General features: G+C 72.5%; 13 protein-coding genes. 8 read left to right on the plus strand and 5 right to left on the minus strand.

Annotated elements, in window-relative coordinates; genetic code table 11:
* Window positions 1-140 precede the first annotated feature (140 nt).
* From J4709_RS23730 to rlmB, 6 genes are all read left to right on the plus strand, one after another.
* Window positions 141-1,355, plus strand: coding sequence for a homogentisate 1,2-dioxygenase (locus tag J4709_RS23730; RefSeq protein WP_208243973.1), 1,215 nt, complete (start codon window positions 141-143; stop codon window positions 1,353-1,355).
* On the plus strand, window positions 1,348-2,217 hold the full coding sequence (locus tag J4709_RS23735; RefSeq protein WP_208243974.1) for a DUF6585 family protein: 870 nt from the start codon (window positions 1,348-1,350) through the stop codon (window positions 2,215-2,217). The genes J4709_RS23730 and J4709_RS23735 overlap by 8 nt, the downstream gene beginning before the upstream one ends.
* Before the next feature lie 325 nt (window positions 2,218-2,542).
* On the plus strand, window positions 2,543-2,899 hold the full coding sequence (locus J4709_RS23740; RefSeq protein ID WP_208244047.1) for a YciI family protein: 357 nt from the start codon (window positions 2,543-2,545) through the stop codon (window positions 2,897-2,899).
* Window positions 2,896-4,998, plus strand: coding sequence for an alpha/beta fold hydrolase (locus J4709_RS23745; RefSeq protein WP_208243975.1), 2,103 nt, complete (start codon window positions 2,896-2,898; stop codon window positions 4,996-4,998). Before J4709_RS23740 ends, J4709_RS23745 begins: the two co-directional genes overlap by 4 nt.
* Window positions 4,999-5,101: 103 nt before the next feature.
* The gene (cysS, locus tag J4709_RS23750; protein WP_208243976.1) at window positions 5,102-6,499 is read left to right on the plus strand and encodes a cysteine--tRNA ligase; all 1,398 of its coding nucleotides are present in this window, start codon (window positions 5,102-5,104) and stop codon (window positions 6,497-6,499) included.
* Window positions 6,500-6,634: 135 nt separating this feature from the next.
* Complete coding sequence (rlmB, locus tag J4709_RS23755; protein WP_208243977.1) at window positions 6,635-7,552, plus strand: 23S rRNA (guanosine(2251)-2'-O)-methyltransferase RlmB; 918 nt, start codon at window positions 6,635-6,637, stop codon at window positions 7,550-7,552.
* Window positions 7,553-7,601: 49 nt separating this feature from the next.
* Here the strand turns inward: rlmB and J4709_RS23760 are convergent, their stop codons facing one another.
* A complete protein-coding gene (locus J4709_RS23760) occupies window positions 7,602-8,240 on the minus strand; it encodes a sulfotransferase family protein (protein ID WP_208243978.1) in 639 nt (212 codons plus the stop codon).
* A 223-nt stretch (window positions 8,241-8,463) separates the two neighbouring features.
* Here J4709_RS23760 and J4709_RS23765 point away from each other — a divergent pair, with 223 nt between their 5' ends.
* The gene (locus tag J4709_RS23765) at window positions 8,464-9,348 is read left to right on the plus strand and encodes an EamA family transporter (RefSeq protein WP_208243979.1); all 885 of its coding nucleotides are present in this window, start codon (window positions 8,464-8,466) and stop codon (window positions 9,346-9,348) included.
* On the opposite strand, the gene J4709_RS23770 is transcribed toward J4709_RS23765, so the two are convergent.
* From J4709_RS23770 to J4709_RS23785, 4 genes are all read right to left on the minus strand, one after another.
* On the minus strand, window positions 9,343-10,521 hold the full coding sequence (locus J4709_RS23770) for an RNA polymerase sigma factor (RefSeq protein ID WP_208243980.1): 1,179 nt from the start codon (window positions 10,519-10,521) through the stop codon (window positions 9,343-9,345). The two genes, J4709_RS23765 and J4709_RS23770, sit on opposite strands and share 6 nt — an antisense overlap.
* Window positions 10,511-10,858: a YciI family protein gene (locus J4709_RS23775; protein ID WP_208243981.1), complete on the minus strand. Its 348-nt coding sequence runs from the start codon at window positions 10,856-10,858 to the stop codon at window positions 10,511-10,513. The genes J4709_RS23770 and J4709_RS23775 overlap by 11 nt, the downstream gene beginning before the upstream one ends.
* A complete protein-coding gene (locus J4709_RS23780; protein ID WP_208243982.1) occupies window positions 10,855-11,430 on the minus strand; it encodes a dihydrofolate reductase family protein in 576 nt (191 codons plus the stop codon). Before J4709_RS23780 ends, J4709_RS23775 begins: the two co-directional genes overlap by 4 nt.
* A 100-nt stretch (window positions 11,431-11,530) precedes the next feature.
* The gene (locus J4709_RS23785) at window positions 11,531-11,833 is read right to left on the minus strand and encodes a hypothetical protein (protein ID WP_208243983.1); all 303 of its coding nucleotides are present in this window, start codon (window positions 11,831-11,833) and stop codon (window positions 11,531-11,533) included.
* A 65-nt stretch (window positions 11,834-11,898) separates the two neighbouring features.
* On the opposite strand from J4709_RS23785, the gene J4709_RS23790 reads away from it, so the two are divergent.
* Window positions 11,899-12,414, plus strand: a complete 516-nt coding sequence (locus J4709_RS23790; RefSeq protein ID WP_208243984.1) for an SMI1/KNR4 family protein — start codon at window positions 11,899-11,901, stop codon at window positions 12,412-12,414.
* Window positions 12,415-12,416: the final 2 nt, after the last annotated feature.

Genomic DNA, 12,416 nt, shown 5'->3' on the forward strand with positions numbered 1-12,416 from the left:
GTTATCCACAGAACGACGTTCTCCTTACGTTTGCGGTCCGCGGCCGTGAGCATGGAGGCGTCGGGGTCGGCGGGCGCCGTCGCGACCGGGGGAAGAGACGTACCGTGGGGGGACGAAGGCGTCCCCGATGGGAGGCGGCGATGCCGTACTACAAGGCCGTGGGGGAGATCCCGCGGAAGCGTCACGTGCAGTTCCGGCGGCCGGACGGCGGCCTGTACGCCGAGGAGCTGATGGGCGAGGAGGGCTTCACCTCCGACTCCAGCCTGCTGTACCACCGGTACGCTCCCACGGCGATCACCAAGAGCGAGGGCGTGCAGGACGGGGCCGCCGACGGCGCCGGGCTCGCCCCCAACCATCCGCTGCAGCCGCGCGCCTACCGCACCCAGGACCTGCCCGACGGCGGCGACGTGGTCCTCGGCCGCCAGGTCCTGTTCGGCAACGACGACGTCACGCTCTCGTTCGTCGCGGCGGACACGACCAGCGAGCTCTACCGGAACTCGGCCGGCGCCGAGGTCGTGTACGTCCAGGCCGGACGGGCGAGGGTCGAGACGACCTACGGCGCGCTCGACGTCGGCGAGGGCGACTACGTGGTCATCCCGACCGGGACCATCCACCGCTGGGTGCTACCGGAACGGGGCGGCGGGGCGTCCCTCAAGGCCCTCGTCATCGAGGCCCGAGGGCACATCAGACCCCCGAAGCGGTACCTCTCGCAGTACGGGCAGTTCCTGGAGCACGCCCCCTACAGCGAACGCGACCTGCGCGGCCCGTCCGAACCGCTCCTGGCGGACGGCGGCGAGGTGCCGGTCCTCGTCCGCAACCGGAGCGGGCTGTCGCGCCTGACCTACCTGCGGCACCCCTTCGACGTCGTCGGCTGGGACGGCTACCTCTACCCCTACGTCTTCAACATCAACGACTTCGAGCCCATCGTGAAGCGGACGCACGCGCCGCCGCCCGTCCACCAGACGTTCGAGGGCCCCGGGTTCGTGATCTGCTCGTTCTGCCCACGCCCCCTGGACTTCGACGACCAGGCCGTCCCGATCCCGTACAACCATCACAACGTGGACAGCGACGAAATGATGTTCTACGCGGCCGGTGACTACTCCGCCCGCAAGGGCTCGGGCATCGGGATCGGCTCGATCTCGCTGCACCCGTCCGGGTTCACGCACGGCCCGCAGCCGGGCGCCGTCGAGGCCGTCGTGGAGGCGGTGAAGCAGGGCCACGACCGCACCACGGAGATGGCCGTCATGATCGACACCTTCCGTCCGCTGCGGCTCGGCACGGCGGCGCGCCGCTGCGAGGACCCGGAGTACGCGTGGACCTGGGCCCGCGCCGGCGAGCGGGAGGACGATGGCTGACCCGCCCGGGCTCGGCGAGCCCGTCCGGACCTTCGACGCACGTCCGGCCCGGCGCCGCGCGCTCACCTGGCTGCTCGCGCTCGCCCTCGCCGTGGTCGTACTGGTCCCGGCGGCCGTCACCGCCTTCCTGTCCGGCCTCGCCTGGCTCGGCGCGCCGCTCACCGTGATCGCCATGGGCTGCGCGGCGGCCGCCGGCTGGATCGCCGGCCGCGGCATCGTGTGGAGACGCGCCCCGGTGGTGCACCTCTTCACCGGCGGCCTCCTGCTTTCCCCGGCCCCAGCCCCGGCCCCGAACGGCAAGGCCGCCCCTCACTCGCAGAACGGGACCGAGGACGATGCCCCGGGCGTCGATGCGGAGATCTTCGTCTGGGACGACCTGGTCTCGGTGACCGTGTCGGGCATCCACCCCTGGACGGGTGCGTCCGGGGCGCTGGGCGGGGATGCCGACCCGCTCCGGACGAGGGCTTCGGGTCCAGCGGGCGGGACTCGGTGGCGGTTCACGGTCGTGACCTCGGACGGGCGCGTGCTGCGCTTCGGTGAGGAGCTGCCGGGGGTGCGGATGCTCGGTGAGGCGATCGCCGCCGAGGTGACGCGCCGTACGGTGCCGCGGCACCTCGCGGCCGTCAAGGCGGGCGAGGCCGTCCGGCTGGGGCCGTTCACCGTCGACCGCGAGGGCCTGGAGAAGGACGGGCAGCGACTCGGATGGCCGGTGGTCCGCGAGGTCGCGATCGCGGACGGGCTGGTGACCGTGCACTCCTACGGCGGCCATCCCGACCTCGTCGCGGTCGCCGGCCACATGCCGGACGCACTGCCCTTCACCCTCCTCTGCGTCCAGATGAGGCAACTGCTCGACCTCAGCTAGCGCTGCCCGGCGCGGTCTCTGCCGGTCTTGGGAAACCCGAGGAGACCGGACCGGCGTCGCCGGAGACCAGGAGTCCTTGCAGGAGAGGCGGCTGCTGCCGCCGCATCGGGCAGAGCTGGGAGGCGTCCCACGGGTCGAGCTGTTCGGCCCGCCACCGAGCCCGGGGCCGGCTGGGGTTTGAGGGCGGGGCGCGTGTGGTGGGGGGGCGAGGCAGGGGATCGAAAAAAACTTTGGGGAGGATGTCGAGGGACGGGGCGCGGCTCCGATCACTGGGTGACGTGCGGCCACAGGGGCCGCGTCGGAGCGAGGAGACACCGTGAAGTACATGCTGCTGATCTTCAACCGGCCGGGGTTCGTCGAGGAGCTGACCGAGCAGGAACGGCAGGAGCTGTTCGGCGAGGTCGGCGAGATCATGAAGGAGATCACCGAGCGCGGCGAGCTGGTGGTGACCGAGGCGCTCGCCGACCCGTCCACCACCAGGGTGGTCCGGCGGAAGGACGGGCTGCCCGCCGTGACCGACGGCCCGTTCGTCGAGGCGAAGGAGCACCTCGCCGGGTACCTCACCGTCGACTGCGACAGCCTGGAGCGGGCCGTCGAGATCGCCTCGCGGTGGCCGGACGTCCGGTTCGGCGGGCGCATGGAGGTGCGGCCGGTGATGCACCACGCGGGGAGCGAGATGTGACGGTCCCCGTCGCGGTCGAGGACCTGCTGCGCGAGCTGGCGCCGCAGGTCCTCGGGACCCTCGTCCGGCGGCACGGCGCGTTCGACGCCTGCGAGGACGCCGTGCAGGAGGCGCTGCTCGCCGCCGCCGTCCAGTGGCCGGAGGAGGGCCTCCCGGAGAACGCGCGCGGCTGGCTGCTGACCGTCGCGACGCGCCGGCTGACCGACCAGTGGCGCAGCGAGCGCGCGCGCCGCGACCGGGAGGCCGCCGTCGCGCTGCGGGAGGTGCCGGCCGGCGAGGACGGCCCCGGCGAGGACCGGCCCGGCGACCGCGACGACACGCTGACCCTGCTGTTCCTTTGCTGCCATCCGGCGCTGACGGCGTCCTCGCAGGTCGCGCTCACCCTCCGCGCGGTCGGCGGGCTGACCACCGCGCAGATCGCGCGGGCGTTCCTGGTACCGGAGGCGACGATGGCGCAGCGGATCAGCCGGGCCAAGCAGCGGATCAAGTCGGCCGGCGCCCGGTTCGCCCCGCCGCCCCCGGCCGAGCGCGACGAGCGGCTCCGCGCCGTGCTGCAGGTCCTGTACCTGATCTTCAACGAGGGGTACACCGCGTCCAGCGGCCCGGACCTGCAGCGCGCCGACCTGACGGCGGAGGCGATCCGGCTGGCCAGGGCGGTGCACGGCCTGCTGCCCGGCGACGGGGAGGTCACCGGACTGCTCGCGCTGATGCTGCTGACCGATGCCCGGCGGCCTGCCCGCACCGGCGCCGACGGCCTGCTCGTCCCGCTGTCGGAGCAGGACCGGACGCGCTGGGACGCGGCGTCCATCGCCGAGGGCACGGGGCTGATCACCGATGCGCTCACCTGGTCGCCGCCCGGCCCGTACCAGGTGCAGGCCGCGATCGCCGCCGTGCACGCGGAGGCCGCGCGTCCCGGCGACACGGACTGGCCGCAGATCCTGGCCCTGTACCGGCTGCTGTCGCACCTGGCACCGAACCCGATGATCACGCTGAACGAGGCCGTCGCGCTCGCGATGGTGCACGGCCCGCGGGCCGGCCTCGGCCTGCTGAAGACCCTGGAGGGCGACGAGCGCCTGTCCGAGCACCACCGGCTCGCGGCCGTCCGGGCCCACCTGCTGGAGCAGGCGGGCGACACGGCGGCGGCCCGCGATGCCTACCGGGAGGCCGCCCGCGGCACCACGAGCCTCCCCGAACAGCGCTACCTCGAAGCCCGAATCGCACGACTCGACGGAGAAGACACGATGGAAACGACGACGCGAACCCTTGACGTCCCCGGAGCCTCCCTGCACTACGAGGTGCGCGGGTCCGGGCCCGTCCTGCTGCTGATCTGCGGCGGGATCTACGACGCGGCGGGCTACGCCGGCCTCGCCGGGCTGCTCGCCGACCGCTACACGGTGGTCACCTATGACCGGCGCGGCAACTCCCGCAGCCCGCTGGCCGGGCCGCCCGGGCAGCAGGACGTCGCGGTCCATGCCGACGACGCGTCCCGGCTGCTCGGCGAGGTGGCGGACGGCCCCGCCTTCGTGTTCGGCAACAGCTCCGGCGCGCAGATCGCGCTTGACCTGGCGGCGCGGCATCCGGAGCAGGTCCGCGCGGTCGTCGCGCACGAGCCGCCGCTGCTCGGGCTGCTGCCGGACGCCGACCACTGGGAGACGGTCATCTCGGACGTCGAGCGTGCGTATCAGGAGGGCGGCGTGGGCCCGGCCATGGGCGTCTTCGGTGCCGCCATGGGCATGGCCGGCGGCGAAGGCGAGGCCGAGGAGGCGGGCGTGGCCCACGAGGCCGGTGAGGGGGGCCGGCCGAGTCCCGAGATGCTGGAGATGTTCGCGCGCTTCGAGAAGAACACCGACTTCTTCATCGGCTACGAGGTGCCCGGCTTCGGACGCCACGTCCCCGACGTGGAGGCGCTGCGCGGGTCGCCGGTAGCGATCACCGTGGCGGTCGGGGAGCGGTCCGCCGGGGAGCCGCCCCACCGGGCCGGTCTCGCCCTCGCCGAGCGGCTGGGGAAGCCCGCCGAGACCTACCCGGGCGACCACGGCGGCTTCGGTGCCGAGGCGCCCGCCTTCGCCGCCGGCCTCGCCAAGGCCTTCGTCTCCTGAACGCCGGCCACCGGCCCCGGGCTCGCGCGGAGGGGGCCACGAGATCGGCGTGCGGGTGCGCGAGAGCCCGCGCGGGCAGGGGCCCATCCAATAACCTGTGGCTGTGAGTCTGCGCCTTTACGACACCGGTACCCGTAGCGTCCGCACGTTCGAGCCCCTGGAAGAGGGCCGCGTGGGGATGTACGTGTGTGGTGCGACGCCGCAGGCTTCACCGCACATCGGGCATCTCCGGTCCGGTGTCATCTACGACGTGCTGCTGCGGTGGCTGCGGGCGTCCGGCTACGAGGTGACGTTCGCGCGGAACGTCACCGACGTCGACGACAAGATCATCGCGGTGTCGGCGGAGCGGGGCGTGCCGTGGTTCGCGGTCGCCGAGGGCAACCAGCGGGTCTTCACGCAAGGCTATGACCTGCTCGGATGCCTGCCGCCGACGATCGAGCCGCGCGCCACCGGGCACGTCCCGGAGATGATCGTGCTGATCCGGCGGCTGATCGAGAAGGGGCACGCCTACACCGCGGCCGGCGACGTGTACTTCGACGTGAAGTCGTGGGCCGACCACTACGGCGAGCTGTCGAACCAGCGGCTGGAGAACATGCGGCCGACGGGCGACACCCCGAACGAGGACGCCAAGCGCGACCCGCGCGACTTCGCGCTGTGGAAGGGCGCCAAGCCCGGCGAGCCCGCCTGGGAGACGCCGTGGGGCGACGGGCGGCCCGGCTGGCACCTGGAGTGCTCGGCGATGGCGACCAAGTACCTCGGCCCCGTCTTCGACATCCACGGCGGCGGCGTCGACCTGATCTTCCCGCACCACGAGAACGAGATCGCCCAGTCCCGCGCGGCGGGCGACGGGTTCGCGCGGTACTGGCTGCACAACGGGCTGCTGACGGTCGACGGCGAGAAGATGAGCAAGTCGGTCGGGAACGTGGTGCTGCTGCCCGACCTGCTCGGGAGGGCCCGTCCGGCGGAGATCCGCTACTACCTGGCCTCGGCGCACTACCGGTCGCTGATGGACTACACCGACGCGGCGCTGGCCGAGGCGGTGTCGGCCTACCAGCGCATCGAGGGGTTCGTGACGCGGGCGAGCGAGGTCGTCGGCGCGGGGGAGCCCGCAGGGGCGGTGCCCGAGGCGTTCGCGGACGCGATGAACGACGACCTGGGCGTCCCGCAGGCCCTCGCGACGCTGCACGAGACCGTCCGGGAGGGCAACAGCGCGCTGGCGGCCGGCGACGAGGACGCGGTCCGCGGGCACCTGGCGGCCGTCCGGGCGATGGCGGGCGTGCTGGGCCTCGACCCGCTGTCGGAGCAGTGGAGCCTGACCGGCGGCGACGACCTGCGCCCGGTGGTGGACGCCCTGGTCGCGGTGGCCCTGGAGCAGCGGCAGGCGGCGCGGGCCCGCAAGGACTACGCGTCCGCCGACGCGATCCGCGATGGGCTCTCCGCCGCGGGGATCGTCGTGGAGGACACCCCGCACGGCGCCCGCTGGGAGCTGAAACGCGACTGATCCGGCCGCGACACTGGCCGCGGCGGATAAAATGGGATGTTCGCGGGCGCCCGCATGTGCGCGCCCCGGAGTTTTCTCAGCCGCCCGACAGCCGCGAGGGCGAGCACGCAATCGTCGCGAGGGGCGTACCGAACAATGGCCAAGCGCAAGGGCAAGGGTCCCACCCCCAAGGCCGAGGACCGGCACTGGCACGGCAAGCGGCAGAAGGCGCGCGCCGTCAAGAGCGCGAAGCGCACCGGCACCCAGACGATGGGGCCGGGCGGGCGCCCGCGCACGGGTGAGGGCCGTCCGGCCTCGGCGGGGCGTCCGGCGGGGGCGCGCCGCGCGAACGGCGAGGTCCCCGAGCTGGTCACCGGCCGCAACCCGGTCGTGGAGGCGCTGCGCGCCGGGGTGCCGGGCAGCACGCTGTACGTGTCGTCGGGCACCGACGAGCGGGTCCGCGAGTCGATCCAGCTGGCCGCCGACCGCGGCATCCCGCTGCTGGAGACCGGCAAGAACGAGATGGACCGGCTGACCGACGGGGCCGTCCACCAGGGCATCGCGCTGCAGGTCAAGCCGTACCGGTACGCGCATCCCGACGACCTGCTCACCGGTACGTCCCCGCTGATCGTCGCGGTGGACGGGATCACCGACCCGCGCAACCTCGGTGCGATCGTCCGGTCCGCGGCGGCGTTCGGCGCGACCGGCGTGGTGGTGCCGGAGCGGCGCGCGGCGGGCGTGAACGCGGGGGCGTGGAAGTCGTCCGCCGGGACGCTCGCGACGATTCCGGTGGCGCAGGCCACGAACCTGTCGCGGCAGCTGAAGGCGTACCAGAAGGCCGGCTGCTTCGTCGCGGGCCTGGACGCGCGCGGCGGCGTGACGGTCGCCGACATGGAGATCGCGAACGGCCCGTTCGTGCTGGTCGTGGGCTCGGAGGGCAAGGGCCTGGGCCGGCTCGTCGCCGACACCTGCGACATGCTCGTGACGATCCCGATGCCGGGCAAGGCGGAGTCGCTGAACGCGGGCGTGGCCGCCGGGATCGCGTTGTACGAGGTCAGCCGCCTGCGCTCCTGACCGCTTCCCCGGCCCCGGCGCTCTCGAAGCCGCCGGGGCCCGGGACCCGTCAGGAGGCGGCGCCGCCCAGGCGTTCCTTCAGCATGGCGGTGAACTCGGCGCGGTCGTTGCTGCGCGGGTACGGCTCGTCCGGGACGGGGACGCCGAGGAACGCGCAGAGCGGGTCCCATCCCTGGGCGGCCTCGAATTCCAGGAGCCGCCCGGACGGGATCTCGCGGCGCACGGCCTCGTTGTGCCGGTTGAACGTCGCGATCGCGTGGTCCCTGTCGAAGCGGCCGCCGAGGACGCCCTTCCAGACGATGGCGTCGGCGACGTCGCGCATCTCGGCGACCTCCGCGGGCGCGCCGTCCAGGTCCGCGTTGTGCGACTGGAAGATGGTGGCCTGCGCGCTCTGGTACCAGCGTTCGGGGTCGCGGACGGTCAGGACGACCTTCGCATCGGGGTAGTGGCGGACGAGTTCGCGCCAGTACGCGGCGCCGGGCCAGTCGACGGTGGCGCGGTAGCCGTCGTAGACGCGGTCCCAGTCGGGGGTTTGCGATTCGGCGACCTCGCGCCATAGGCCGATCTGTGCGGGGTCCTCGAACAGGGCCTTCATGTGGTGGCAGGGGCCGAAACCGAGCCGTTCCAGGGCGGTCCGCAGGGAGAGCGTGCCGGTCCGGCCGAATCCGACGCCGATGACCTGAAGCAAGGGGAGCTCCTCTCGATCGGTTGCCGAAGCCAGCGTCGGCCCGCCGGTGGACCCCTGCAAGGGACACGTTCCGTGCCCGGCCGACAGTCCAAGGTCACGGATGCGCCGGAGTGACGCACATCACTCCATTACCGCAAATAATCTCAACGTTCAGAGGATTGACGGTCATGTAACTCGCATGTTGTCATCTCAACGTTGAGATGATCAGTGAAGGGCGAACCAGATGACCGCCATCGCGGCACCCCGGCCTCTGCGCAACCGCTACGCCGCCGACCTCGGCCTCGCCGCGCTCGCGCCCGCCAGCTGGGGCACCACCTACGTCGTCACCACCACGCTGCTGCCCGACGGCCGCCCCCTGCTGGCCGCAACGATGCGCGCCCTGCCCGCCGGGCTCGTGCTGCTCGCCGCCAACCGGCGCCTCCCCAAGGGCTCCTGGTGGTGGAAGTCCGCCGTCCTCGGCGTCCTCAACTTCGGCGCGTTCTTCCCGCTGATCTTCTTCGCCGCCTACCGGCTGCCCGGCGGCGTCGCCGCCACGATCGGATCCGTCCAGCCGCTGGTCGTCGCCGTCCTGTCGCTGCTGGTCCTGCACGCTCGCCCCGCCCGCGCCGTGCTCTACTCGGCCATCGCCGGGACCGGCGGCGTCGCGCTGCTGACCCTCACCGGTGACGCCCGCCTCGACCCGCTCGGCATCGCCGCCATGCTCACCGCGACGTCGCTGATGGCCACCGCGATCGTGCTGGCCAAGAAGTGGGGGCGGCCCGAGTCCCCGATCGTCATGACGGGCTGGCAGCTCACCGTCGGCGGGCTCGTCCTCGCCCCGTTCACGCTCGCCTTCGAAGGCGTCCCCACGTCCCTGACCGGCCAGAACGTCCTCGGATTCGTGTACCTCGGCGTCATCGGAACCGCCATCGCGTACGCGCTGTGGTTCCGCGGCATCGACCGGCTGCCGCCCACCTCGGTGTCGCTGCTCGGCCTCACCAACCCGATGGTCGCGACCCTCGCCGGCCTGCTGATCCTCGGCCAGACCCTCACCGGCTGGCAGATCGTCGGCTTCACCGTCGCGCTCGGCGCCCTCGTCGCCGGCCAGGCCTTCAACCGCCGATCATGACCCCTCGCTCCGCAGCACGCCGAGGCGCCGCCGCTCCAGGAACGCGATCTCGACCTCGTCCCCGGTGCGCGTGAGCGCCTCGCCGTAGGCCGCGGCGGCCTCCCCGTCCCGGCCCGACCGCCGCAGCAGATCCGCACGAACCGCATGGAACAGGTAATAGCGGCCGAGATCGAGCTCCTCGACCAGGGGAAGCGCCGCGTCCACCCCCTCGACCTCGGCCACCGCCACCGCCCGGTTCAGCGCCACCACCGGGCTCGGCGCCACCGCCATGAGCTGGTCGTACAACGCCAGCACCTGCCGCCAGTCCGTCGGCGGACGGCTGTGCACCGCGTTGATCGCCGCCTGGATCTGGTACGGCCCCGGACGGTTCCGCCGCAGGCACCACCGCACCAGCCCCCGCCCCTCCTCCGCCAGCGCCCCGTCCCACAGCCCCGGATCCTGATCGGCGAGCAGCACCAGCTCACCGCCCCGCACCCGCGCCGCCCGCCGCGACTCCACCAGCAGCATCAACCCCAGCAGCCCCCGCACCTCCGGCTCGTCCGGCAGCAGCTCCAGCAGCACCCGGCCCAGCCGGATCGCCTCCGCCGCCGGCCCCTCCCGCCGGTACCCCTCGTTGAACACCAGGTAGACCACCGCGAGGACCCCCGCCAGCCGCCCCGGAAGCTTCTCCGCTTCCGGCACCCGGTACGGGACCCGGGCCTCCCGGATCCGCGCCTTCGCCCGCACCAGCCGCTGCGCCATGGTCGCCTCCGGCACCAGGAACGCCCGCGCGACCTCCGCCGTCGACAACCCGCCCACCATCCGCAACGTCAACGCCACCCGCGCCGCCATCCCCAGCACCGGATGGCAGCACGTGAACAGCAGCCGCAACCGGTCGTCGCCCACCGCCGGCTCCGCCTCCGCCGGACCCCTCAGCAGCGCCGCCTGCGCATGCTTGCCCGGACGCGCGCCCTCCCGCCGCAGCCGGTCGACCGCCCGGTTCCGCGCCGTCGTGATGATCCACCCCGCCGGGCTCGGCGGCGGCCCGTCCACCGGCCACCGCCGCAGCGCCTCGGCGAACGCGTCCTGCACGGCCTCCTCCGCGACGTCCAGATCCCCGAACGCCCGCACGAGCACCGCCACCGCGCGCCCGTGCTCCTCCCGGAACGCCCGCTCGACGTCGTCAGCAGTCACCCTGGAAGGGTCGCACCTCCACCGGCAGCCCCGTCACCCGCGAATACCGCCCGGCCCACCACAGCGCCTCGTCCTGGGTCTCCATCTTCACGATCGTCAACCCGCCGATGTGCTCCTTGCCCTCGGTGTACGGACCGTCCGTCGCGACCACGTCATCGCCCTGGACCCGCACCACCGCGCTGTCCCCCGGCTCCTGCAGCGGGCACCCGAACACCCACGCCTCCGAGAGCTCCAGCTCCCGCCGGATCTCCCCGAGCTGCGCCATCACCTTCTCCAGCTCCTCCGGAGGCGGCTTCTCGCCCACGGGCTGGATGATGTTGAACACGTACCGCTTCATGCGTCCTCCAGTTTCCGATAGGTCGCGATGACGACCCCCGTCGTCGTCGTGACGGTGCCCACCAGCCGCAGATTCTCCGAGAACCCCGCGAACAATCGCCGCCCCGTCCCCAGCACCACCGGATGGATCAGCAGCAGGTACTCGTCCACGAGCCCCAGCCGCGCCAGCGACCGGACGAGCTCCCCGCTGCCGTGCACCGTCAGCCCCTCCTCCCGCTCCTTGATCCCCGCGACCGCCCCGGCGTCGTCCACGAGCACCGAGTTCTCCCACGGCAGCGGCTCCCGCAGCGTCCGCGACACGACGTACTTGCGCGTCCGGTTCAGGACCTCGGTGTACGGGTTGTCCTTCCGCCCGGGCCACACCCGGTGGAAGTCCTCGTACGTCCGCCGGCCGAGCAGGATCGCCCCGCCACCGCCCATCCGCTTGCCCATCTCGGCGGCCATGACCTCGTCATTCCCGGGAATCCCCCAACCACCGTGCGGGAACCCGTCCCGTTCGTCCTCGTCCGCCCGCCCGGGCGCCTGCATCACCCCGTCGAGCGTCACGTTCTCCACCACAGTCAACTTCCCCACGAGCCGACCTCCTCACCCACGGCCGGCCCGGCGCCGACCCCTCACCCCCTACACGAACGCCGTGCCCCCGAATCGACACCGGCACCGCGGAATCTTCGACCTACCCCCGCGCCCGCTGAACCAGCAACGGCACCAGCCGCTCCCGCCACGTCGGCAGATGGACGGACCCGCTGGACATCCCGCCGTGCGCGAACTCCTCCCGATATACGGACTCCTCCTGAGCCGTCCTCAGATCCACCCCCACCACCGCGCGAAAGGCGTCGAGCAGCAACCCCTCGACCTCGCCCGCCTCCGTCGGCACAGGCGTCCCCCGCAGACGCTCCTGAAGTACGTCCCACACATACGGATCCCCCCGAAGCCCCCACTGCTTCGGCCGCTCTTCGAACAACTGATTCATCATCACGCCCTCATGGTCCCCCAAGGCCGACCGCCGCCGAACTGTCGTGGACGACTGCCATCATGAGCCGCGTGACGGACCAAGAAGTGCTGAAGCTGGTAGCCGAGCGCGTACTCCAGGACGGCGAACCGCCCCGCGCCACCAGCGAGCAGATCAAGGAGGCAGAGGCCGCCCTCGGCGTCCCGCTGCCTCCTCTCCTGTCACGCCTTTACCGGGAGATCGGGAACGGCGGTTTCGGCCCCGACTACCAACTCCTGCCCCTCACCGGCTCCCCAAGCTGCACTGCTGCCTATGAAGCCGAACGAGCCACCGGCCATTGGCCCGCTGGCGTCCTGCCGATCCTCGACTGGGGCTGCGGCATGTACGCGGCGGTCGACTGCACCGTCCCTCAAGCACCCGTCCTGCTCTTCGAGCCCAATGCCGTGGCGGACGACTGGACGCACGCCTGGTTCCAGGACGCCGAAAGCCTCTCCGCCTGGCTCGAAACCTGGCTGTCCGGAACAGCCTGGTACGAGGAAGAAGCCGCAATGAGCGAAGACTTCACCGGCCCACAACCATGGCCCGAAGCCGAACGACGCCTGAGCTGAGA

The organism is Actinomadura violacea, from assembly GCF_017573465.1.
GTDB classification, from domain to species: Bacteria; Actinomycetota; Actinomycetes; order Streptosporangiales; family Streptosporangiaceae; genus Spirillospora; species Spirillospora violacea.